This window comes from Ruegeria sp. CF2, assembly GCF_056537385.1.
This window is the reverse complement of the sequence record NZ_JBQFRL010000001.1, coordinates 879967-904516: the sequence shown is the minus strand read 5'-3', so window position 1 is coordinate 904516 and position 24550 is coordinate 879967. Positions and strand designations below refer to the sequence as shown.

Genomic DNA, 24550 nt, shown 5'->3' with positions numbered 1-24550 from the left:
TTGATGTTTTCCGCCCTGTTCATCAGCCGGCCCAAGCTGGCACTTGTGATCTCGCTTGTGCTGACAATCATGGGTGCGATTGGCTACATGGTCCTGCCGGTTGCCCAATTCCCAGACATTACGCCGCCGGTGGTCAGCGTCACGACGACCTACACCGGCGCCAACGCCGAAACCGTTGAAAACACGGTTGCCGCGCCGATCGAAGCGCAAGTCAACGGCGTGGATGACATGATCTACATGACGTCCACATCCTCGGACAACGGCTCGTATTCGCTGAACATCACCTTCGAGGTGGGCACCGACCCCGACATCGCGTCGGTCAACGTGCAGAACCGTGTGGCACAGGCCATGTCCTCGCTCCCGACCGAAGTTACCTCGTCGGGGGTGGTGACGCAGAAAGCGTCGACGAACATGCTGTTGCTGGTCACGCTGACCTCGCCCAACGGCACCTATGACAGCGTGTTTCTGTCGAACTACGCGTCGATCAACCTCAAGGATGCGCTGGCGCGGGTGCAGGGCGTGGGCAAGGCCGACGTTCTGACCAACCTGGAATACGCGATGCGGATCTGGATGGACCCCGACAAGATGGCCGCCCTTTCCATCACGCCGGGTGACGTGATCTCGGCCATTCGCGAACAGAACATCGAGGTTTCCGCTGGCTCGATCGGTGCCCCGCCGGTGCCCGAAGGCCAGACGTTCCAATACACGATCAAGACCAAGGGACGCCTCACGTCTGCCAAGGAATTCGGCGATATCGTGATCCGCACCGGCGACGCCGGCTCTATCGTACGGGTCCGCGACATCGCGCGGGTCGAACTGGGCGCTCAGTACTATGCCGCCTCCGGTTTATATCAAGCCGTACCTGCCACCGTCATCGGCATCTATCAAGCGCCGGGCGCCAATGCGCTGGCGGTGTCCGATCGGGTTCAGACAGAACTGGAGCGCCTGTCGCGCGCCTTTCCGACGGATGTCGAATACGACGTTCCGTTCAACACCACCGATTTCGTCGAACAATCCCTCAACGACGTGGTATCGACGCTGGTTCTGACCTTCATCCTGGTGATTTCGGTCGTGTTCATCTTCTTGGGCAGTTGGCGGGCGACCATCATTCCGGCGGTGGCGATTCCGGTCTCATTGATCGGGACATTCGCGTTCCTGCTGCTGTTCGGGATGTCGCTCAACACAATCTCGCTTTTCGCACTCGTGCTGGCCATCGGGATCGTGGTAGACGACGCTATTGTGGTCGTCGAAAACGTGGAGCGGATCATCGCCGAGGAAGGCCTGCCGCCGGCCGAAGCGACCCGCAAAGCCATGGGGCAGATTACTGGACCGGTCATCGCGACAACTCTGGTTCTTCTGGCCGTGTTCGTGCCCGTGACCTTCATGCCCGGTATCTCGGGGCGGCTGTACTCACAGTTCGCGGTAACAATCTCGACCGCCGTCGTCATCTCGTCCATCAATGCGCTGACCTTGTCGCCGGCGCTGTGCGGTTTGGTCCTTCAGGCGCGCTCGGGTCCGCCCAAAGGTCTGCTGGCGGTGTTCGAGAATTTCATCGGGACGATGCGCGCAGGCTATGTGTCCATCGTGCGCAAGCTGCTGATCATCCCCGTGGTCTCGCTTGGGATCATCGCGGGGTTTGCCTTTGGCGGCGTAACGATCATGTCGAACACCTCCAGCGGGTTCCTGCCGCTTGAAGACAACGGCTATCTGTTCGTGGACATCCAATTGCCCGACGCGGCCACACTGGAGAGAACCGAGGCGGTATCCAAACGTGTCGATGACCAGATCCGCGAGATTCCGGGCGTGGCGAATACCGTTCTGATCAACGGTTTCTCACTACTGAACGGAACCATCACCAACGGCGCGGCTGTGTTCGTCAACCTCGACAACTGGGATGAACGGCAAGACGAGGATCTGACGGCGGACGCCATCCTGCAGAAAGTACTGGCCATCGCAAACGGCGAATCCGCCGCCTCGATCGTCGCATTCAACCCGCCGCCGATCCAAGGTCTTGGCATGTCGGCGGGCGTCGAAATGGAGGTTCAGCAAACCGGAGGCGGCTCGCCGCAGGATCTGGCCTCGGCCGTGGGATCCTTTGTCTACGCGGCCAACCAGCGGCCTGAAATCGGCCAAGCCTACACGACTTTCCGGGCCAACGTCCCGCAGCTGTTCGTGGATCTGGATCGGGAAAAGGCAAAAACTCTGAACGTATCGGTCGCCGAAATCTTCCAGACCATGCAGGCTCAGCTTGGCTCGTACTATGTGAACGACTTCAATCTGTTCGGCCGCGTCTATCGCGTGATGATCCAAGCCGAAGGGTCGTATCGTGACAATGTCGAGGACATCTCAAACCTGTACGTCCGCTCGAACACCGGTGAGATGGTCCCGCTGGGAACGCTCATCGACGTCGAAAACGTGCTTGGCCCGGTTCTGTTGAAACGCCACAACCTGTTCCGTTCCGCGACGGTGACGGCGGTTCCGGCAGAAGGTCTGTCGACCGGTGACGCAATCACCGTGATGACAGAAGAGTCGGAGACCGCCCTGCCCCCGGGATATGCCTTTGAATGGACTGGAACCGCCCAGCAACAGCTGGCATCCGGCGGGCTGGTCGTGGTGATCCTGGGGCTGGCTATTTTGTTCGGGTATTTGTTCCTGGTCGGGCAATACGAAAGTTGGACGATGCCGGTCTCGATCCTGCTGTCGGTGATCGTGGCCTTGTTCGGAGCGGTTGCGGCTGTGGCGATCGTGGGCAGTGACATCAACCTGTACACGCAGATCGGTATGATCATGCTGGTGGGGCTTGCGTCAAAGAACGGCATCTTGATCGTGGAATTCGCGATGGAGCAGAGGGCCAAGGGCCTGTCCGTCAAGGACGCCGCCGCCGAGGCTGCGCATCAGCGTTTCCGGGCCGTCATGATGACCGCGCTGTCGTTCCTGCTGGGCGTTGTGCCCCTGCTGGCAGCCAGCGGCGCTGGGGCCGCCAGCCAGAAGGCGATTGGTGTGGCCGTATTTGGCGGGATGCTCGCCGCGACCCTGTTCGGGGTGATCCTGGTGCCGGTCCTCTATGCGGTGATGCAGAGCATGCGAGAGTGGATCAAGGGCACGAACAAGGATCCCGACCCCTCCGAAAAGGCGGCCTGACCGAGAAAAAAGAAACGCCCCGCGACATCCGCGGGGCGTTTTTCTTTGGTGGGTAATTAAGCGGTTTTCCGTTGTTGCTGACGACGCTTCTGCATCCAGGCCTCGATCTGCTCAACCTGCTCGGGTTTCAGGCGCAGTCCCAGTTTGTTTCGACGCCAGATCACATCCTGCGCTGTACGGGCATATTCCTTGTCGATCAGCCATTCGAGCTCACGCTCGGTCAGGGTCGCGCCAAAATCGACGCCCAGATCATCGGCCTGGACTGCGTTCCCGAGGATAATGCGTGCTTCGGTGCCGTACGCATGTACCAGACGGTGCGCCCATTTGTCGGTGAGGAATCCGTAGTCAGCCTTCAATCCGGCAACCAGTGCCTCTACCCCGTCGACCGGGAAATCCCCACCCGGCAGAGCAACTCCCGCAGTCCAAGGGCCAGAGAGGTCTGGGAAGTGCTCGGCCACCTTCTCCATCGCGCTTTCGGCAAGGCGGCGATAGGTTGTGATCTTGCCGCCAAACACGTTGAGGACCGGCGCGCCGCCCTCGGCGTCCACTTTCAATGTGTAGTCCCGCGTCGCTGCCGTGGCGCTTTGGGCGCCATCATCATACAGCGGGCGCACGCCGGAATAGGTCCAGACAATGTCGTCACGCGAGACCGGCTTCTTGAAGTATTTGGACGCGAAGGCGCACAGATAGTCCTGCTCGGCCTCGGTGCAGACGGGCGGCTCGGACGGATCGGGGTGGTCCTGATCAGTGGTCCCGATCAGAGTAAAGTCCTGCTCATAGGGAATGGCGAAGATGATGCGCCCGTCCTCACCTTGGAAGAAGTAACATTTGTCATGGTCGTAGAGACGCGGCGTCACGATATGGCTGCCCCGCACCAGCCGCACGCCCTCGCGTGAGTTCGAACGGATCTTGGTCCGAATGATGTCTCCAACCCACGGCCCGCCCGCATTGATCAGCATCCGCGCGCGCAGTTCACGGGTTTCACCGCTTTCGCAGTCCTGCACGGTGATCTGCCAAACATCTTCGCTGCGTTCGGCCGACAGAACCTTGGTGCCCACCAAGATCCGCGCGCCGCGCGCCTCTGCATCGCGTGCGTTCAAGATCACCAGCCTTGAATCCTCGACCCAGCAATCGGAATACTCATACGCGGTTTCGAACTTGTCCTGCAGCGGCGCACCCTCGGGCGCCGTGCGCAGGTTCAATGAACTGGTTCCCGGCAGGATCTTCCGGCCGCCCAGGTTGTCATACATGAACAGCCCCAAACGGATCAGCCAGGCAGGCCGCCGCCCCTTCATCCACGGCATGACCGTCCCCAACAAGCGCGACGTGGGCGTTTCAGAGTCAAACCGCATGTCCGGGTGATACGGCAGAACGAACCGCATCGGCCAACTGATATGCGGCATGGCACGCAAAAGCGTTTCACGTTCGATCAGGGCCTCGCGGACCAGACGGAACTCGAAATACTCCAGATAGCGCAGCCCTCCGTGAAACAGCTTGGTCGAGGCTGACGAGGTGGCCGAGGCCAGATCGTTCATCTCGGCGAGCGTGACGCTCAACCCGCGCCCTGCGGCGTCGCGCGCGATGCCGCAGCCATTGATGCCGCCACCGATGATGAAAAGATCGGTGATCTGGGTGTCCGACTGTTCCATGGTCTGATGATTCCATTCGCAAAAGGGTCGCGCGCATTAACGCGACCGGCACTCGTTTAGTCAATTCAGATTTTCGTTTTTGTTCGCTTTGTCGCATCTGGTACAACTTGATCGTCGTTCACTTCTTTCTTCTTCGGCCCCCAGTCAAGAAAACATCAGGCTTGCGCTCGATGCCCAAAAAGAACAAAAACGAATGGAGCCACACCCGCGGAGCCGAATATGTCCCTGTCCTTTCGCCAATCCGACATCCTGAGCCTTGCCAAGCAAAACGGGCGTGTCGCGGTCGAGGATCTGGCCGAGCGGTTCAATGTCACCGTCCAGACCATTCGTCGGGACCTGTCGGAACTGTCCGATGCCGGGATGCTGGACCGCGTTCACGGCGGCGCGGTTCTGAGGTCGGGCGTTTCGAATATCGGTTACGAAGACCGCCGCGGATTGAACGACGAAGCCAAGAAACGCATTGCCAAACGGTGTGCCGCCGACATACCGGACGGAGCATCGGTGTTCATGAATATCGGCACCTCGACCGAGGCCGTGGCGCGGCAACTTCTGACCCACAAGAACCTGATGGTCGTGACCAACAATATGAACGTGGCCAACATTCTGGTCGAAAACCCTGAATGCGAGATCGTGGTCGCTGGTGGTGTTCTGCGCCGATCAGATGGGGGCCTGATCGGAAACCTGACTGTCTCGACCATTCGTCAGTTCAAGTTCGACTACGCGGTCATAGGCTGTTCTGCGTTGGATAGCGAAGGCGATCTGCTGGATTTCGATTTTCAGGAAGTGAACGTCAGCCAGACAATCATCGCGCAGGCGCGGCATACCAGCCTTGTTGCCGATCACTCGAAGTTCCAGCGGTCGGCCCCGGCCCGCATCACGTCATTGTCCGAAATCGACACGTTCTACACAGACGCACCCGTCACATCCGAATTGGCGGCGCGCTGCCGCGAATGGCAGACCCAATTGGTGGTGTGCGGCTAGGGTTCGCTCGCACTTAAGGCGAACGGACGATCCCAAAACTTGCCAGATGGCAGCGGGCCTGACAGTATCACCACCATTGCAATCGTTGCACGGGAGGGGAGGACCGAGCCATGATCGCGCTTTTATTTGCGTTACTTACAGCCGTTATGGCGCTGAATTACTTTGGACGGACAAAGGCCGGGAACGTGGTTTTCTTTCTCACGCTGGCGTTGAGCGTCTATTGGCTCAAGTTTCACGCCACCAGCCAACTGACAATTCAGTTGTAGAAAGGGACGATCATGACACCTGAACTGTCCCGTACTCTGAATGCCCTAGGAATGCTGGCCGTCAGCCTTGTTCTGCTGCTGGCCTATGTCTACCAGCTCCGGCTGTACGAACTGCCCTGCCCGCTCTGCCTGTTGCAGCGAGTTGGCTTCGTTGCGGTTGGTGTTGGTCTGGGCCTGAACCTGCTTTATGGCCCGCGGCCCCAACACTATGCGATCATGCTGATTGCGGCCCTCTACGGCGGCAGCGTGTCGGTGCGGCAGATCCTTCTGCACATAGTGCCGGGAACCGGGCACTATGGCTCTCCGGTGTTGGGCCTGCACTACTATACCTGGGCTGCCATCTGCTTTTTCCTGATCCTGTTGGGCACCGCGATCATGCTGATGTTCGAGAAGCAGTATGTTTCGGACACGCGCGCGGAACCACGTTTTGGCGGCAGCACATTGGCAAAGGTGGCGTTCTTCATCATGCTGGGTCTTGCGGTGCTGAACGCCGGTTCGACGCTGTTGGAATGCGGTCCGGGCATCTGCGCCGACCCGCCGACCAGCTACAAATTGATTGACGAACTGGACACCAACAACTGAGGATGGGGCAACCGTCCAGACAGGAGGCGCGACGATGGGACTACTGGGGCAGCCGCTGGGCTATTATGACTACCTGACATTCGTCGCGCTGATCCTGCTGCTGGCGGCGGTCATGGCCTTGTTTCTGTTCATCATGGGCCTGCCCGGCCGGATCGCAATCAAACGGAACCACCCCCATGCCGAGGCGGTCAAACTGATGGGATGGATGGGGTTTCTGGCGATCATCCCTTGGGTGCACGCCTTTATCTGGGCCTACCATGATGGCATGACCGTGGACATCCGCCGCTTGCCCGAGGGCGAGCGCGAAGCGATCCGCAAGGAGATCGAGCGCCTTGGCGGGCAGGTCAAGGACGAGTACCGGGCCCCTGCTGCAGACGACCCACAGAAAACCTGACGCCGAAGGAAATCCACCACTATGTTCGTCGCCCTCGGCATCACGCTTTTCTACATCATTTTTGTCTGGTTCATTTTCTTCAAAGCACAATGGCTCAAGTTCAACATTGTCTGGGGGATCGTGTCGTTCTGGGTCGGCGCCCATCTGCTGTTGATCTTCCTCGTCGCGCTCCGGTTCTTCCAACCCTTCTCGATCGACAGCCACGTGGTGCGGTCCACCATCCAGATCGTCCCGAAACTGACCCAACCGACCATCCTGACCGAGGTCTTGGTCGAACCCAACACGCCCATCACCAAGGGCGATCCGCTGTACCGGTTTGATGACACGGTGTTCAAGCTGGCCGTCGAGAACGCGCAGGCCCAACTGGTGGCTGCCGAGCAGAACGCCAAAATCCTTGAACAGGACGTGATCGCCTCGACCGAGGCGGTGGAGCGTGCCAATGCCCAGCTGGCTTATGCGATGACGCAGAAGGCGCGCTATGAAAACCTGGTGCCTGCCGGGGGTGCGCGTCAGGACGAACTGGATCGCTGGAACGAACAAGTGACCGAAGATCAGGCTGCGGTCAAACAGGCTGAGGCCAATCTAAGAAAGGCGCAACTTGCGCAGGAATCACAGATCGACGGAGTGAACACCGGTATCCTTCAGGCCAAGGCGCAGCTGGCCGAAGCACAGTATTTCCTCGACAATACAACGATCTACGCCCCTGAAAACGGCATGATCGTCTCGCAACAGGCCCGTCCCGGCCTTGTGGTCGGTGATATCCGACTTGGGGCCATCGCCAGCTTCGTGACCGAGGATTCGCCCTATATCCTGGCCACATACCGCCAGCAGAACCTGAAATTCGTCGAACCCGGTCAGCCCGTCGAAGTCGCGCTGGATCTTTATCCGGGTGAAATTTTGACCGGAAAGGTCGAGGCCATCTGGTGGGCCACACGGCAAGGGCAATACCTGCCCTCTGGCCGCCTGCCGGGGTTCGAGCTGCCTAAAATTCCCGGGCGCATCGCGGTGCAGATTTCAGTCGACGTCCCCGAAGGGCATACTTTCCCCGCTGGCGGGCACGCGGCCGTGGCCATCTATACCGGGCAAGGCACAAGCTTCGAGTTTCTGCGCCGCATCAACATCCGCCTCTATTCCTTCGCCAACTTCATCCGACCGTTGGATATCTGAGCATGACACACATGAACCCGGACCATCCGCGCAGGCCACGAAACCGCCGCCGCATGTTAGTTGGCACCGCGCTGAGCGCCGCGTTGCTGTTTGCATGCACCCCGGTCGGGCCGGATTTCGTGCGCCCCAACTCGCCGGTCGTGAAACAGTGGATGGAGGCCAACAGCCCCAGCGCCAGCCAAGCCAGCGGGCTGACATCACGCAGCGCCCCCGTGGTCAAATGGTGGCAGAGCTTCAATGATCCGACCCTGAACAAGCTGGTGGCCGAGGCCTACGCCCAGAACCTGACCCTTCAAGTCGCAGGCGCGCGCGTGTTGCAGGCCCGCGCGCAACTGGGCATCGCCTTCGGCGAGCTCTATCCGCAATCGCAGGCCGTGGGCGGCGCGTTGGAGCGGCGCCGGATCAGCGACAACCTCGGTCCCATTGCCGATATCAACCGGATCATTCCGCTGGATACCGAGTTTTCGACCTCACAGGTGGGGTTTGACGCCCAGTGGGAACTGGACGTCTGGGGCGCGCAGCGGCGCGGCGTGCAGGCGGCGCGATCGAACCTGGCGCTACAGGTCGCCAACTATGACGATGCGCTGGTGACGCTGACGGGCGATGTGGCCGCGCTGTACATCAACATCCGCGCGCTGCAGGAGTCGCTGGCCGTCGCACGCGAGAACATCAAGCTGCAGCAGGAAGCCAATGATCTGACCCAGTTGCGGTTCAACAATGGTGTGACGACGGAATTGGATGTGCAGGAATCCACCGCCCTGTTGAACAACACCAAGGCGCTGGTGCCGACGCTGGAAAGCGATCTGCAGCAGGCAAAGAACGCGCTGGCGGTTCTGCTGGGCACGACACCGTCACGCATGACCGGTCTGCTGGGAACGTCCGGGCGGATTCCGTCAGCAAGATCGGACGTCGCAGTCGGCGTTCCGGCCGAACTGCTGCGCCGCCGCCCCGACGTTCGCGCGGCCGAACTGGCCGCAGCCACGCAATCGGCGCAAGTGGGCATTGCCATGGCGGACCTGTATCCGCAGTTCATCCTGTCGGGCTCGATCGGCCTGCAGGCGTCGGGCGGGCGCGACCTGTTCAGCTCGAACAGCACCACAGGTCTGGCCAGCGCCGGCGTGGTCTGGAACGTTCTGAACTATGGGCGGATCAAGAACAACGTGCGCGCGCAGGACGCCGCCTATCAGGCGCTGATCGCCAACTATCAGAACACCGTGCTGACCGCCTATTCCGAGGTCGAAAGCGCCATGGTTGCCTATGCCCAGGCGCGCAAGCAGGTGACGTTCTACCAACGCAGCGTCGACGCAGCGCGCAAGGCCGCCGACATTGCCGTCAGCCAGTATCGCGACGGCATCGCAGACTATTCCCGCGTGCTGAACACGCAGACCGCGCTACTGCGCTCGCAAGCCAACCTGATCGAGGCGCGCCAGCAGGTGTCGTCGAATCTGGTCGCGGTCTACAAGGGTCTGGGCGGGGGCTGGCAGATCCGTCAGAATCAGGAGTTTCTGCCGGAAACCGTACTGGCCGAGATGTCCTATCGCACCGATTGGGGGGACCTGCTGCAGCAGGACCCAACACGCGCAAGTCTGAACTAGGCGCTATTTCGTTAGGCCCGTCAGGCCGCCAGAGATCAGGATGTTCACCTCGTACAGGATGCGCGGCGCGGCCAGACCGCCTGGGCTGGCAAGATAGTTGGGGCTCCACTCCGGGTCGAACTTTTGCTTGAAGGCGCGCAGCCCCTCGAAGTGATAGAACTGCTCGCCGTGCTCGTAGACGAAGCCGCCGATCCGGTTCCAGAGCGAGGCGAGTTGCCGGTTCTCGATCCCGGAAAACGGCGCGGCCCCCAATGAGAACCAATGGAACCCTTGGCCGGCGCCCCAGTTCATCATCTCGGCGAACAGAGCATCCATGACAAAGCTGGGGCAGTCGGGCTCGTACCGCATCAGATCCAGCGACAATTCCGACTTGTTGCCGCCCTGAAACAGGTTGGCAAAAGCCACGATGCTGCCAGTCTCGCCGTTCTTCAGAACCGCATGATCGAAATAGGACAAATACTGCTCGTCGAACCCGCCCAGGGCAAAACCCTTTTCCGCGCCCGCCTTGCCTTCCAGCCAGTGATCCGAGATCTGGCGCAGCTCGGGCAGGACCGGTGCAAGCTGTTCTTTGGGAATGATCTCGAAGACATACCCTTCACGCTCGGCCCGGTTCCGGGCCTGACGGAACCGCTTGCGGGATTTTCCGTCCAGCGTGAAGTCCTTCAGCGGAACGCGGGCGACTTCACCGATCTTGAGGATCGACAGCCCGAGGTCCAGAAACGTAGGCAGATACTTGGTGGACACGCTGTAAAAAGCGCAGAGCTTGCCTTCGGCATCGGCCATTTCGCGCAACTGCCAAATCAGTTGCTGGCCGGCGGCCTCATCGCCGACAGGCTCGCCCTTGCTGATCAATGCGTTGCCGGAATCGGCATAGGCCAGAAAGGCGCTTTCATCTGGCGCGATCAGGAACTGCTTGTCGCCGGTCAGGCTGATCTGCGCCTCTGTGTCTTCGCTGGCCAGCGCCAGACGTTCGACCGCCGCAGGGATCTCGGTGCGCTGACGTGCGGGGATCGTGCGTCCGAACAACGAGTTCACGGCCACCACCCCGACGATGACCGCCACCACCATGCTGGAGCGTAGGAACCGCGAGGCATCGCCATTCCATGCAAACTCCCACCACAACGCATTCTCGTATTCGACATGGGAATAGGCAAACAACCCGATCCAGAAGATCACCGCCAGCAACGCGATCAGACTGACCAGCCAGGGAATGTTCAGTCGGAAGATAGAGGCGCCGCTGACCCGGTAGAAAGCCCCCCGAAACAGCGCCAACAAACCGATGGCTGCAAGCATTCCGATGGCCTCATGCGTATCCAGCCCCTTGGCCAGTGACGCAAAGAACCCGGCCAGCATCAGGATCATGGCAACGATCCATGCCCGGTACAGCTTGCGGTACAGCCCCCGCGCCACAAGCAGGAGCAGAACGCCAATGGCGCTTCCGGCCAGATGCGATGCCTCGACGAAGGACAAGGGCAGAAACTCGCGCAGGATCCCCAGCTTCGTCGAGCTGGCAGGCAAGGTGCCGGACACCAGAAGAACCACACCGGCCACTGCCGCGATACCGGCAGCCACCATCGGCACGATTGGCCGGACGGCCCGATAAAACCAAGTGGCCGCGCCGCTGATGTGATGCCGATGTGCCAGCGCCGAAGCGACGGCGATCGACAGGCTTGCGATGGCAAATGGCAAAAACGTGTAGACAACCCGGTAGAGCAGCAAGGCGGCAATCACGTCCGACCGGCCCGAGGCCCCCAGCCCGGCGATCAACGTGGCCTCGAACACACCGATTCCGCCCGGGGCGTGGCTGAGAATCCCAACTGCGATTGCGCAGATATAGATGGTGAAGAAATAGGGATAACCGACGCCCAGATCGTCGGGCATCAGAACATAAAGAGCCATCGACGCGCCGAACAGATCCCCGATTGCCGCCAGCGTCAAAAGGCTGGCCAACTTGCCTCCGGGCAGGTCAAATCCCACCCCGCCAAAGGAAAGCCGACGCCCGCCTTTGGCCAGCCATACAAACAGCACCAGTAGACCGACCAGCAGGGCAACCCCGATGACCGTTTCAAGCGTTCCACTGATCGGCAGCGCTTGGGCGATCCCGTCCGGATGAAGCGTCATCATTCCGCCGAGGATCAGGATGAGACCCATCCAGAAGGCCACCCATGATGTGGCGATCACGCCCGCGACCCGTCCCAGATCCAACCCCAGCGACGCATAGATCCGATAGCGGATCGCCGTGCCCGTGATGTACGAAAAACCAAGGCAATTCGACACCGCATAGCCGCTGGCACCAGCCATGGCCGCGATGCGAAGGGGGACCGTTCCCCCCGCCACGCTCTGCACGGCGAAGACGTCATAGAAGGACAGAGACAGAAAACTGAAAGCCGTCCAGAACACGGCAAGGAACATCACCCGCCAGGGTGTTCCGGCAATGTCAGATTGAACGTCCGACCATTTCACATGGCTCGACAGGTCGTGCAGCACCGTCAACGCGATCAGCGTTATCACAACAGGTATCGCCAACCTGACGATCGGCTGCTCCAACAGACCGGTCACCCGGGCAATCAGGATTTCCGCCCGCGAGTTTTCGCCTGGGTCTGCTGTGCTCATATTGATTTCCCTGCCCATGGGCTTGATCAAGCCTGCGGGAAAACTCTTGCACAAATCGTTTGGTATTCAAAGCTATGCCGCGCTGGTGAATGGCGGGCGGTTCAAAAGCGGCCTTTTCGGGTGGACAGAAGCAGATTGGTCTCGGAGCGGGTCACGCCTTCGATGCGGCGGATCTGGAACAGAACCTCGTCCAGTTCGGCCAGCGTCTCGGTCCCGATCTCGGCGATCAGGTCCCATCCGCCATTGGTGGAATGCACCGCCCGCACCTGCCGCATCGCCGCGATCCGGGCCATGATGCGCTCGGTCCCGCGCCCTTCGATTTCCAGCATCATCAGCCCGCGCACCGGGCTTTGCGCGACGTCCCGACGGGTCAGGACAGTAAAGCCCACAATCTCACCCGATTGCTTGAGCCGCTGCAGCCGGCTGCGCACGGTCGTCCGCGTTACACCCAGCACTTCTGCAAGCTCTGACAGGGACGCGCGAGCATCTCGGTGAAGGGCGCTGAGCAAGCGGCTGTCCAGATCGTCCATTCCGTGTTTCCATTTTGGATTCTCAGATTTCATTTTGAGCATTTTGCCTCCTTCACGCAACCCGCATTGCACCGCTAAATGAACGTATGGATACCAAATCAGTCATTCTCGTTGGTGCCGGCATGGACGTCGGCAAGCGGCGACAGGGTTGCCGGATGGGACCCGACGCGTACCGGGTGGCCGGAATCGCCGAGGCGCTGTCAGACCTCGGGCACACGGTCACAGACTTTGGCGACACCCGCCCGGACACAGTCGACATGCCGCAACATGATCACCTCTTTGCCCTACCCGAATGCGTAGGTTGGACGCGGGCTTTGATCCGGGTCGCGCAACAGGCGGCCCAACAAGGTCTGCCGATCTTCATGGGCGGGGACCACGCCCTGTCGATGGGCACGGTCTCTGGCATGGCCGCCCATGCGCAGCAGATCGGGCGCCCACTATTCGTGCTTTGGCTGGACGCGCACAGCGATTTCCACACGCCCAACAGCACCGGCAGCGGCAACCTGCATGGCACGCCGGTCGCCTATTTCACCGGTCAGCCCGGGTTCGACGCTTTCCCCGCTTTGGATGCTCCGATACCCACTGACCGCGTCGGCATGATCGGCCTGCGCTCGGTCGATCCGGCCGAGCGCGCGGCGCTGGAGAAAGACCGCGCCATGCTGGCCGACATGCGCAGCATCGACGAACACGGCATCAAGGCCCCGCTGATGGCCTTTCTGGAACGCGTCCGTGCCGCGAACGGTATTCTGCATGTCTCTCTGGACGTGGATTTCCTTGACCCCGCCATCGCGCCGGCCGTCGGCACCACCGTTCCCGGCGGCGCGACCGAACGCGAAGCGCATCTGGCCATGGAACTGCTGCACGAAAGCGGGCTGGTCTGCTCGCTGGACCTGGTCGAGCTGAATCCTTTCCTGGATGAGCGCGGCCGTACCGCGAAACTGATGGTCGATCTGGCCGCCTCGCTGCTTGGGCGCCGCATCTTCGACCGCATTACCCGGAGCTTCTGATGCATTCCCTTCAGGCCCCTTCGGCGGTGGTCATGATCCGGCCACACGCCTTTGCCTCGAACCCCGAGACCCGTGACGACAATGCGTTCCAGACGCTGGCCAACCGCTCGGCCGAGGCGACCTCGGCCGCAGCCCGCGACGAGCATGACCGCGCGGTCGAGCAACTGCGCAACGCCGGCGTGACCGTGCATGTGTTCGACGATTTCGGTGACAACGACACGCCCGACAGCGTGTTTCCGAACAACTGGTTCTCGACCCATCCGGGCGGACACGTGGCGATCTATCCGATGTTCGTCCCCTCGCGCCGGCGCGAACGGCGGATGGATGTGATCAAGATGCTGAAACGCGACTATCGCGTACAGGACGTGATCGACTATTCCGGGTTCGAGCAGGACAACCTCGCGCTGGAGGGCACCGGTGCGATGGTGCTCGATCACGTCGGGCGCATTGCCTATACCGTCAAATCCAACCGCGCCGACCCGGTGCTGCTGGAACGGTTCTGCACCCATTTCAACTACGAGCCCATCGCCTTCGAGGCCCGCGACGCGCAAGGCCGCGATGTCTATCACACCAATGTGCTGATGGGGATCGGCACGCATTACGCCCTGATCTGTCTGGACATGATCACCGACCCCGAGCGGCGCGCGACCGTGAAGGCGCGGCTCGAGGAGTCCGGCCGCACGGTGATCGACCTGACCCACGCACAGATCGCTGAATTTGCCGGCAACGCCATCGAACTGACGGGCCGCGACGGGCTGGTTCTGGCGTTGTCCAGCCGGGCTTTGGCCGCGCTGCGGCCGGATCAGATCGACATCATCCAGGACAGCGCGACGCCCCTGCCGTTGTCCGTCCCCACCATCGAAACCGCCGGCGGGTCGGTGCGCTGCATGATCGCAGGCATCCACCTGTCACGCCGCTAGGAGAGACCCCATGCAACCTTCCGACAAGGCGCTTGTTCCCTTCGTATCCGTCGACAACATGATGCGGCTGATCCACCACATCGGTGTCGAAAGAATGATCACCGAGATCGCCGCCCAGATCGAGGACGACTTCAAACGCTGGGAGAGCTTCGACAAGACCCCGCGCATCCCGGCCCATTCCCCGCATGGCGTGATCGAACTGATGCCGACCTCGGATGGCGAGGCCTATGGGTTCAAATATGTGAACGGCCACCCCAAGAACACGTCCGAGGGCTTGCAGACCGTCACCGCGTTCGGCCTGCTTGCGGACGTGTACACCGGGTATCCGACCCTGTTGACCGAGATGACGATGTTGACGGCGCTGCGCACCGCGGCCACTTCGGCGCTTGTCGGCAAGTACCTGGCCCCCAAGAATGCGTCCACGATGGCGATGATCGGCAATGGCGCGCAGTCCGAATTCCAGTGCCTGGCCTTCAAGGCCATGTGCGGGATCGATACCGTTCGCCTTTTTGACATCGATCCCGCCGCCACCGCGAAATGCGCGGCCAACTTGCAGGGGACCGGGTTGAACGTGGTTTCGTGCCGCTCGGCTGAAGAGGCGATCGAGGGCGCGCAGATCATCACCACCTGCACCGCCGACAAGAAATATGCCACCATCCTGACTGACAACATGGTCGGTCCGGGCGTGCATATCAACGCGATCGGAGGCGACTGCCCCGGCAAGACCGAATTGCATCGCGACATACTTCTGCGGTCTGACATTTTCGTGGAATACCCCGAGCAGACCCGGATCGAAGGTGAAATCCAGGCTCTGGACCCTGACCACCCGGTCACCGAGATGTGGCAGGTCATCACCGGCCGGGCCGAAGGTCGCCGTGACGACCGGCAGATCACTCTGTTCGACAGCGTCGGTTTCGCGATCGAGGACTTCTCGGCTCTGCGCTACGTCAAGCACGCGATCGAGGGAACCGAGTTCTTCGAGCCCCTGGACATGCTGGCCGACCCGGACGATCCGCGCGACCTGTTTGGCATGCTCATGCGGGCCAAGTGAGCCGTATCGCCCCGTTTTGCGGTTAGGCCGGATGGGGGCGCTGCTCCCGTTCAGCCATTGTGGGACTGAGGTATTGGGTCCACTGCGGCACCGAGACTTCGTGCCGCCCGAATTTTCCATGCGCGCGGCAGAACCATGCATCACTGTCCGTGCCCGGATTGCCCAAAACCTCAGCCGGCAAGCGATGGCAGATACAGAACGATCGCCGGGAACGCGACCAGCAGCGCAATTGTCACCGCATCAGCGACGAAGAACGGGGCCACGCCCTTGAACACATCCTGAACGCTCAAGTCCGGGCGCACGCCAGCGACCACGAAGCAGTTCAGGCCGATTGGCGGCGTGATCAGACAGAACTCGGCCATCTTGACCACCAGAATACCAAACCAGATCGCACACATGGGTCCGGACATGCCGAATGTGCTGTCGGCCGCGCTTACCGCCTCGCCCCCGTTCAGGGCCATGACGGCAGGATAGACCACCGGCAGAGTCAGCAGCAGCATCCCGATTGCATCCATGAACATGCCAAGCACGGCATAGGCCAACAGGATACAGATCAGGATCAGCATGGGTGACATATGGAGGGAAGTGATCCAATCCGAGAACGCCCCAGGCAGGTCGGCGAAACCCAGAAAGCGCACGTAGATCAAGACACCCCAGATGATCGAGAAGATCATCGCCGTCAGTTTGGCGGTTTCCAACAGCGCCGACTTCAGCTCGGTCCAGCGCATGCCGTGAAACAGAGCAAAGCAGAACACGATGAATGCACCGATTGCGCCGCCTTCGGTCGGCGTTCCCCACGCCTTGTCACCGAATGGGTTGTAGACAAAACAGATGATGATCAGGATTACCGCGAAGATCGGCAGCGCACCGGGCAACGCGGCAAAGCGTTGTTTCCATGTAAAGCCCCGCACCGGAGGACCCACGTTTTTGAAGAAAACCGCTATACCGATGATCAGCAGTCCGTAGATCACCGCCGAAAACGCACCTGGGATGAACCCGGCGAGCAGCAGCTTGCCCACGTCCTGCTCGACGATGATCGCATAGATCACGAGGATCGCGGAAGGTGGGATCAGCGACGCCAAAGTACCGCCTGCGGCCACGACTCCTGCGGCAAACCTTTTGTTGTAGCCGACGTCCAGCATCTCGGGGATGGCAATGCGGGCAAAGACGGCCGACGTAGCCACCGACGCGCCTGACACGGCTGCAAAGCCGGCCGTCGCGAAAACCGTGGACACTGCCAAACCACCCGGCACCCAGGCGACCCAGCGCTTGGCCGCTTCGAACAACGCCCGGGTCAATCCCGCGTAATAGGCCAGGTATCCGATCAGGATGAAAGTTGGGATCAGGCTGAGCGTGTGCGAGGCCACTTTGGAATGCGGCACCTGCCCCGCCGTCTTGACGGCAACGGTCAAAGCCTTGCCAAACTGATCCGGGTCGTATCCGAACTTGGCCCAGAATATCCAGACCAGCCCTACCAGCCCTGCGAGGCCTGCGGCAAACGCAACGCGCATGCCCGCGACGACAAGAACCAGCAGGCCGCCCGTGACCCACAGGCCGATTTCAATCGTGTCCATTTGTCAGTCCTGCCTCTCAAACTGCTCGGCTTCGGCCGCGGCCTGCGCGGCGGCGTCCTGGATCAGCGGCACCGCAACCGGAGTTTCCAGCCCCAACAGGAACGCACGACCATACCCCCAGATCTGGAGACACAACCGCAGACACAAGACGGAGAAGGCAACTGGCGCCAACAGCTTGGCGGGCCAGATCGGAATACCGATGTCGATCGAGCTGTCACGGCTCCACATCGGTGCGCCGAAATCAAACGATCGATCGAAATGGGACCAGCTGCCCCAGACCAACGCCAACATCAGGACCAGGATCAACACGACCGAAATCAGCTCGAACAACCACATTGCGCGCCCGTGCAGCCGTGCAATCACGATGTCCATGCGGATGTGCCCGCCGTCTCGCTGCACGTAGGAAATGCCAAGAAACGCGATCAGAGGCATGGCCTGCTCGATCCAGTCGACATAGCCCGGTAATGGGGCGTTGATCGCGTTGCGTCCGCTGACGGACACAACAGCCAACACCATCAAACCGAAGACGGCGATGCCACTGAGAAGGGCCAGAAATCGTTCAAGTCGCAGCAATTGCCGGTCGAGACGGCTCAGGAGGCTGCCGTCCTCCAATACCGTGGCGTGTCCTGCCATCCGGTTGTCCCCTGTTCCAGATGATTCCGGGGGCGTTTCAGCCCCCGGCTGTTTTTTATCAGTTACCGCCGCGCTGCTGCTTCAGCGTTGCCTGCACCAGGTCATAAAGATCCTGCGCCGGCAGGCCTTGGGCGGACATGTCGGCAATCCACTGGTCGCGGATCGGGTCGGCCGCCTTGGCACGGAACTCGTCCAGAACCGAGTCATCGATCATGACTTTCTGAACGCCCTTTTCTTCGAGCACGCCATCCCACTTTTTCAGCAGCTCACCGTAGTTGGTCAGGTAGTGGTCAATCGCCTCGTCGATCGAGCTGTCCAGCGCCTCACGGTGCTCGGGCGGCAGTGCTTCATAGGCGTCGATGTTCACGACCACCGGGCAGTTCACCGTGCCGGGGTTCAGGTTCGCGGTCCACCAGTCGGCCTCATTGATGGTGCCGAACGACAGGTGTGCGTGCTGAGCAAATGCGACTGTGTCCACGACACCGGACTGCATCGCATTATAGGCTTCGGTCGCCGGAACCGATGTCGGAACGGCACCAACGGCCTCGAACGCCTGACCAAGGCCCCCGGTCGCACGAACGCGCATACCTTCAAACTCGGCCAGTTCGTCGCGCGGCTCGCCTGTCCCGACCAGATTGTATTGCGGCATCGGCGAGGTCATGAGGATACGAGCATTCCACTGAGCCATCTCTTCCTTGACCGCAGGGTGATCATAGACCGCGTGGCTGACTGCCACTTCCTCATCCAGTGTATTCACACCCAGGAACGGCAGTTCCAGGACGGTGATCGCGCGGTTCTTGTCGCGATGGTAACCAGCGCAGAACTGGGCCATCTCAAAAGCGCCGATTTCGATGCCGTCCAGGTTTTCCTTGGGCTTGGAAAGGCCGCCATAGCTGACGTTGATGGTGAACGCGCCATCGGTTTTCTCGCTGACCAGTTCGGCCAGTTTCTCAACATGTTCGGTGAAGGCGCGGCGCTTGCCCCAGACCGAGGCATTCCACTCGGTCGCAGCCGCCTCGGTGACAAAAGCAACGCCAAGGGCGGCGATGGCCGCTCCGCTCAACATCTTCTTCATAATGATCTCTCCCATTGGTGCACCCCCTCCCGGGGCGCTTGCGAGTCAAGCTAGCGCCAACATCGACATGTGCCAAGCCCCGCCGCCCGGATGTTGCACCCGTGAAAGCGCTGATTTCTGCACGGCTCAGAAAGCCCCGCCGACACGGTCGACCCACAGGAGAAAAGGTGTCACTCTAGACCGTTAACAATCATTAGATCTGTAAATAATTGTTTTTTATCGTGTTATCGCAAACTCAACTCGGTCGAATTTACAAAATACCCCGATAAACGGAAAGTTGTTTACAAACAAATCCAAGGATTACGGCAATTTATTTCTTTCTTTTCTCGAAGGCGTATTATCCCGACCGGGGAGGAAACGGATCGACAATGCCAATCAATTGGGCAAACTCGGTCCACCCGAAGTCCAGTCAGAGGGAGGAGCCTCAGAATGACCACCGCTGCCCAGGCAGAAGCCAAGGTATTTCCGCCATCCGCAGAAACCGTTGCTCGCGCTCATGTCGATGCCGAAAAATACACCCAGATGTACGAGGCATCTGTCAACGACCCCGTGAAATTCTGGGGTGAGCATGGCAAGCGGATCGACTGGATCAAGCCCTACACCCAGGTCAAGGACGTCAACTACGATTTCGGCTCGGTCAAGATCAACTGGTATGCCGACGGCACGCTGAACGTCTCGGCCAACTGCCTGGACCGTCACCTGAAGACCCGCGGCGATCAGACCGCGATCATCTGGGAACCGGATGATCCGAACGACGAAGCCCAGCACATCACCTATGCCGAGCTGCACCGCCGCACCTGCCGCATGGCGAACATTCTGGAATCGATGGGCGTGCGCAAAGGCGACCGGGTCGTCATCTATCTGCCGATGATCCCCGAGGCCGCGTATGCCATGCTCGCCTGTGCCCGCATCGGCGCGATCCACTCGATCGTGTTTGCCGGCTTCTCGCCCGACGCGCTGGCCGCTCGGGTCAACGGTTGCGACGCCAAGGTCATAATCACCGCCGACGAGGCCCCGCGCGGCGGCCGCAAGACTCCGCTGAAATCGAACGCCGACGCCGCCCTGCTGCACTGCAAGGACACGGTAAAGTGTCTGGTGGTCAAGCGTACTGGTGGCCAGACCACCTGGATCGACGGGCGCGACTACGACTACAACGAAATGGCGCTGGAGGCCGACGATTATTGTGCGCCGGCCGAGATGAACGCCGAAGATCCGCTGTTCATCCTTTACACCTCGGGCTCGACCGGACAGCCGAAAGGCGTGGTGCACACCACCGGCGGCTACCTGGTTTATGCCGCGATGACCCACGAAATCACCTTCGACTATCATGACGGCGACATCTACTGGTGTACGGCGGACGTGGGCTGGGTCACCGGCCACAGCTATATCGTCTATGGCCCGCTGGCCAATGGCGCGACCACACTGATGTTCGAAGGCGTGCCGACCTATCCCGACGCCTCGCGGTTCTGGCAGGTTTGCGAGAAGCACAAGGTCAACCAGTTCTACACCGCCCCCACCGCGATCCGCGCGCTGATGGGTCAGGGCAACGAGTTCGTCGAGAAATGCGACCTGTCCAGCCTGCGCATCCTTGGAACGGTGGGCGAGCCCATCAACCCCGAGGCCTGGAACTGGTACAATGAGGTGGTCGGCAAGGGGAAATGCCCGATCGTCGACACCTGGTGGCAGACCGAGACCGGCGGCCACATGATGACCCCCCTGCCCGGCGCGCATGCGACCAAGCCCGGTTCGGCGATGAAACCCTTCTTTGGCGTTCAACCCGTCGTGCTGGATCCGCAGTCGGGCGTCGAGATTACCGGGAACGGAGTCGAAGGCGTGCTGTGCATCAAGGACAGCTGGCCCGGCCAGATGCGTACCGTCTGGGGCGATCATGAGCGGTTCGAGAAGACCTATTTCTCGGACTACAAGGGGTATTACTTCACCGGTGACGGCTGCCGCCGCGACGAAGATGGCGATTACTGGATCACCGGCCGCGTCGATGACGTCATCAACGTGTCTGGCCACCGCATGGGTACCGCCGAAGTCGAAAGCGCACTGGTGGCTCACGCCGCCGTCGCCGAAGCGGCCGTCGTTGGTTATCCCCATGAAATCAAGGGCCAAGGCATCTATTGCTACGTCACCCTGATGAATGACCGAGAGCCCTCGGATGAATTGCTGAAAGAGCTGCGCACATGGGTCCGGACAGAAATCGGACCGATCGCCAGCCCCGACGTGATCCAGTGGGCTCCGGGCCTGCCCAAGACCCGTTCGGGCAAGATCATGCGCCGCATTCTGCGCAAGATCGCCGAGAACGACTTCGGCTCGCTGGGCGATACCTCGACCCTGGCCGACCCGTCCGTCGTCGAAGATCTGATCGCCAACCGGGCCAACAAGTGAGGGCGTGATGCAGGCTGAAACAATCACAAAGCCCGCTGTCCTGATCCTTCTCGGCCCTCCGGGCGCCGGGAAGGGCACGCAGGCGCGCATGCTCGAGGAAAAATTCGGTCTGGTGCAACTGAGCACCGGCGACCTGCTGCGCGCCGCCGTGGCCGCCGGAACCGAGGCCGGCAAGGCCGCCAAGGCGGTGATGGAGGCCGGTGGCCTGGTCAGTGACGACATCGTCATCGCGATCCTGCGCGACCGCCTGGCCGAGCCCGACTGCGCGCGCGGCGTCATCCTTGACGGCTTTCCGCGCACCACGGTTCAGGCCGAGGCGCTGGACAAGCTGCTGTCGGAAAACTGTCAGAAGGTGAACGCGGCCATCAGCCTCGACGTGGAAGACGCCGAGATGGTGGCCCGGATCGCCGGCCGCTATACCTGCGCCAATTGCGGCGAGGGCTATCACGACCAGTTCAAGCAGCCCAAGGTCGAAGGCGTCTGCGACAGGTGCGGAGGCACTGCCTTCAGCCGGCGTGCCGATGACAACGCGGAAACCGTCGCCTCGCGGCTGGCGGCCTATCACGAACAGACCGCGCCCCTGATCGACTATTACCAACGTCAGGGCGTGTTGAAGCGGCTGAATGCCATGGGTCAGATCGACGAGATCGCCCGCGGTCTGGAAGGCATCGTGGGGGAGGCGATGCGCTAGAGGGGAAAGGCAAGCCCCCGAATTACGTTTCTTCACTGGCACCGCCCTGGCGGACCAGAGGAGCTTTGCCTGCCGCCGCCCCCGGCGGTCAGGCCCAATCGAAGGGTGGCCCGGCGTTTCGGAGGACAAGGGCAACGGACCACCCAGGAGGAAGCAAGGAGGAAACCGCAATGGCGGATCATTCAACAAACTCCGCGCAGACTGCCGAAGCCGGCAAGGGCTATTGGCAGGCAAACCTGCGTCTCATCTACATCAGCCTGGTCATCTGGGCGCTGGTGTCGTTCGGGTTCGGCATTCTGCTGCGCCCGCTGCTGTCGAGCGTCGCCGTCGGCGGCACCGATCTGGGCTTCTGGTTCGCGCAGCAAGGTTCGATCCTGGTCTTTCTGGCGCTGATCTTCTTCTACGCCTGGCGCATGAACAAACTGGATGCCGAATACGGCGTGGACGAAGAATAAGGGAGCCAGGGGACAATGGATCAGTTTACCATCAACCTGCTGTTTGTGGGCGCGTCCTTTGCGCTCTACATCGGCATCGCGATCTGGGCCCGCGCGGGGTCCACGTCGGAATTCTACGCCGCCGGTCGCGGCGTTCACCCGGTCACCAACGGTATGGCCACGGCGGCCGACTGGATGTCGGCGGCCTCGTTCATCTCGATGGCGGGCCTGATTGCCTTTACCGGCTATGACAACAGCTCGTTCCTGATGGGCTGGACCGGCGGCTATGTGCTGCTGGCGCTGCTGCTTGCGCCCTATCTGCGCAAGTTCGGCAAGTTCACCGTGTCCGAGTTCATCGGCGATCGCTTCTACAGCCAGACCGCGCGCGTAGTGGCGGTGATCTGTCTGATCGTGGCCTCGGTCACCTATGTGATCGGCCAGATGACCGGCGTGGGCGTGGCTTTTGGACGGTTCCTGGAGGTGTCGAACACCACCGGTCTGCTGATCGGCGCGGGCGTCGTGTTCGCCTATGCGGTGTTCGGCGGCATGAAGGGTGTGACCTATACCCAAGTCGCTCAGTACTGCGTGCTGATCACCGCCTACACCATTCCGGCGATCTTCATCTCGCTGCAGCTGACCGGCAACCCGATCCCGGCCCTGGGCCTGTTCGGCGACACCGCCGGCGGTGAGCCGCTGCTGACCAAGCTGGATGCCATCGTGGCCGAGTTGGGCTTTGCCGAATACACCGCCCATCACGCGAACACGCTGAACATGGTTCTGTTCACCCTGTCGCTGATGATCGGTACCGCCGGTCTGCCCCACGTCATCATGCGCTTCTTCACCGTTCCCAAAGTGTCGGACGCCCGTTGGTCGGCCGGTTGGGCGCTGGTGTTCATCGCATTGCTGTACCTGACCGCCCCTGCGGTTGGCGCCATGGCCCGTCTGAACATCACCGACATGATGTGGCCCAACGGCGGCATCGAAGGCGGCGCTGTATCGCTGGAGCAGATCGACAACGACGCGCGCTATGACTGGATGGCCACCTGGCAGAAAACCGGCCTGCTGGACTGGGAAGACAAGAACGGCGACGGCAAGATCCAGTACTACAACGATCAGAACGCCGACATGCAGGCGCTTGCCGAAGAAAAAGGCTGGGTCGGCAACGAGTTGACCAAGTTCAACCGCGATATCCTGGTTCTGGCCAACCCCGAAATCGCCAACCTGCCGGGTTGGGTGATCGGTCTGGTCGCGGCCGGCGGTCTTGCGGCTGCGCTGTCGACCGCTGCGGGCCTGCTGCTGGCAATCTCGTCGGCAGTGTCGCACGACCTGATCAAGGGCTCGATCAACCCGAGCATCTCGGAAAAGGGCGAACTTCTGGCGGCGCGGATCGCAATGGCCGTGGCCATCGTGGTTGCCACCTATCTGGGCCTCAACCCTCCGGGCTTTGCGGCGCAAACCGTGGCGTTGGCCTTCGGTCTGGCGGCGGCCTCGATCTTCCCGGCGCTGATGATGGGGATCTTCTCGACCCGCATCAACAACACCGGCGCGGTCGCGGGCATGCTGGCTGGTCTGACCGTCACCCTGGTCTACATCTTCCTGCACAAGGGCTGGCTGTTCATTCCTGGCACCAACTCGTTCACCGATGCAGACCCGCTGCTGGGTCCGATCAAATCGACCTCGTTCGGTGCGATCGGCGCCATGGTAAACTTCGGCGTCGCCTATGTGGTGGCCGGCATGACCAAGGAAACCCCGCAGGAGATCAAGGATCTGGTCGAAAGCGTGCGCATTCCCCGTGGTGCGGGCGCGGCTCAGGATCACTGAGCCGGATGCGGTCCGCGATGATGCATCACGGG

The 24550-nt window shown here is 61.1% G+C and carries 20 protein-coding genes; 14 read left to right on the top strand and 6 right to left on the bottom strand.

All coding sequences use genetic code 11. The features are described 5' to 3' along the window. Positions 1-3: 3 nt before the first annotated feature. Entirely contained in the window at positions 4-3141 is a 3138-nt protein-coding gene (locus tag ACR0IR_RS04405; RefSeq protein WP_170363637.1) for an efflux RND transporter permease subunit, read from the top strand. 56 nt (positions 3142-3197) lie between these two features. On the opposite strand, the gene glpD is transcribed toward ACR0IR_RS04405, so the two are convergent. Further along, positions 3198-4790 (bottom strand): glycerol-3-phosphate dehydrogenase, encoded by a 1593-nt coding sequence (glpD, locus tag ACR0IR_RS04400; RefSeq protein WP_480778977.1) that lies wholly within the window; start codon positions 4788-4790, stop codon positions 3198-3200. 219 nt (positions 4791-5009) lie between these two features. On the opposite strand from glpD, the gene ACR0IR_RS04395 reads away from it, so the two are divergent. From ACR0IR_RS04395 to ACR0IR_RS04370, 6 genes are all read left to right on the top strand, one after another. Beyond that, positions 5010-5771, top strand: coding sequence for a DeoR/GlpR family DNA-binding transcription regulator (locus ACR0IR_RS04395; RefSeq protein WP_170363639.1), 762 nt, complete (start codon positions 5010-5012; stop codon positions 5769-5771). Between the two features lie 110 nt (positions 5772-5881). After that, a complete protein-coding gene (locus ACR0IR_RS04390) occupies positions 5882-6037 on the top strand; it encodes a DUF5993 family protein (RefSeq protein ID WP_170339565.1) in 156 nt (51 codons plus the stop codon). Between the two features lie 12 nt (positions 6038-6049). After that, positions 6050-6619 (top strand): disulfide bond formation protein B, encoded by a 570-nt coding sequence (locus tag ACR0IR_RS04385; protein ID WP_170363640.1) that lies wholly within the window; start codon positions 6050-6052, stop codon positions 6617-6619. A gap of 34 nt (positions 6620-6653) precedes the next feature. Next, positions 6654-7013 carry a DUF3302 domain-containing protein gene (locus ACR0IR_RS04380; RefSeq protein ID WP_093961840.1) on the top strand — a complete coding sequence of 120 codons (360 nt, stop codon included), beginning with the start codon at positions 6654-6656 and terminating at the stop codon, positions 7011-7013. A 21-nt stretch (positions 7014-7034) separates the two neighbouring features. Then, a complete protein-coding gene (locus tag ACR0IR_RS04375; protein WP_170363641.1) occupies positions 7035-8180 on the top strand; it encodes an HlyD family secretion protein in 1146 nt (381 codons plus the stop codon). 2 nt (positions 8181-8182) lie between these two features. After that, complete coding sequence (locus ACR0IR_RS04370) at positions 8183-9775, top strand: efflux transporter outer membrane subunit (protein WP_170363642.1); 1593 nt, start codon at positions 8183-8185, stop codon at positions 9773-9775. A gap of 3 nt (positions 9776-9778) precedes the next feature. Here ACR0IR_RS04370 and mprF read toward each other — a convergent pair whose 3' ends face one another. After that, positions 9779-12388 carry a bifunctional lysylphosphatidylglycerol flippase/synthetase MprF gene (gene mprF, locus ACR0IR_RS04365; RefSeq protein ID WP_170363643.1) on the bottom strand — a complete coding sequence of 870 codons (2610 nt, stop codon included), beginning with the start codon at positions 12386-12388 and terminating at the stop codon, positions 9779-9781. Positions 12389-12489: 101 nt separating this feature from the next. Beyond that, positions 12490-12918, bottom strand: coding sequence for an Lrp/AsnC family transcriptional regulator (locus tag ACR0IR_RS04360; protein WP_093961837.1), 429 nt, complete (start codon positions 12916-12918; stop codon positions 12490-12492). Positions 12919-13004: 86 nt separating this feature from the next. Between ACR0IR_RS04360 and rocF the strand changes: the two genes are divergently transcribed. The 3 genes from rocF to ACR0IR_RS04345 are packed head-to-tail and all read left to right on the top strand — an operon-like array spanning position 13005 to position 15896. Beyond that, complete coding sequence (gene rocF, locus ACR0IR_RS04355) at positions 13005-13925, top strand: arginase (RefSeq protein ID WP_170363644.1); 921 nt, start codon at positions 13005-13007, stop codon at positions 13923-13925. Further along, positions 13925-14845, top strand: coding sequence for a citrulline utilization hydrolase CtlX (gene ctlX / locus ACR0IR_RS04350; RefSeq protein ID WP_170363645.1), 921 nt, complete (start codon positions 13925-13927; stop codon positions 14843-14845). The genes rocF and ctlX overlap by 1 nt, the downstream gene beginning before the upstream one ends. Positions 14846-14855: 10 nt before the next feature. Next, entirely contained in the window at positions 14856-15896 is a 1041-nt protein-coding gene (locus ACR0IR_RS04345) for an ornithine cyclodeaminase (protein ID WP_170363646.1), read from the top strand. Positions 15897-16066: 170 nt separating this feature from the next. Here ACR0IR_RS04345 and ACR0IR_RS04340 read toward each other — a convergent pair whose 3' ends face one another. The 3 genes from ACR0IR_RS04340 to ACR0IR_RS04330 are packed head-to-tail and all read right to left on the bottom strand — an operon-like array spanning position 16067 to position 19178. Then, complete coding sequence (locus ACR0IR_RS04340; protein ID WP_170363647.1) at positions 16067-17470, bottom strand: TRAP transporter large permease; 1404 nt, start codon at positions 17468-17470, stop codon at positions 16067-16069. Between the two features lie 3 nt (positions 17471-17473). Beyond that, complete coding sequence (locus ACR0IR_RS04335) at positions 17474-18103, bottom strand: TRAP transporter small permease subunit (RefSeq protein ID WP_170363648.1); 630 nt, start codon at positions 18101-18103, stop codon at positions 17474-17476. A gap of 58 nt (positions 18104-18161) precedes the next feature. Then, complete coding sequence (locus ACR0IR_RS04330; RefSeq protein ID WP_170363876.1) at positions 18162-19178, bottom strand: C4-dicarboxylate TRAP transporter substrate-binding protein; 1017 nt, start codon at positions 19176-19178, stop codon at positions 18162-18164. Positions 19179-19607: 429 nt separating this feature from the next. On the opposite strand from ACR0IR_RS04330, the gene acs reads away from it, so the two are divergent. The 4 genes from acs (at position 19608) to ACR0IR_RS04310 (ending at position 24518) form a co-directional block, all read left to right on the top strand. After that, on the top strand, positions 19608-21572 hold the full coding sequence (acs, locus tag ACR0IR_RS04325) for an acetate--CoA ligase (protein WP_170363649.1): 1965 nt from the start codon (positions 19608-19610) through the stop codon (positions 21570-21572). Positions 21573-21579: 7 nt separating this feature from the next. Continuing rightward, positions 21580-22263 carry an adenylate kinase gene (locus ACR0IR_RS04320; protein WP_170363650.1) on the top strand — a complete coding sequence of 228 codons (684 nt, stop codon included), beginning with the start codon at positions 21580-21582 and terminating at the stop codon, positions 22261-22263. A 170-nt stretch (positions 22264-22433) separates the two neighbouring features. Continuing rightward, positions 22434-22718 carry a DUF4212 domain-containing protein gene (locus tag ACR0IR_RS04315; protein ID WP_170363651.1) on the top strand — a complete coding sequence of 95 codons (285 nt, stop codon included), beginning with the start codon at positions 22434-22436 and terminating at the stop codon, positions 22716-22718. Positions 22719-22733: 15 nt separating this feature from the next. Continuing rightward, entirely contained in the window at positions 22734-24518 is a 1785-nt protein-coding gene (locus ACR0IR_RS04310; protein WP_170363652.1) for a sodium:solute symporter family protein, read from the top strand. Positions 24519-24550: the final 32 nt, after the last annotated feature.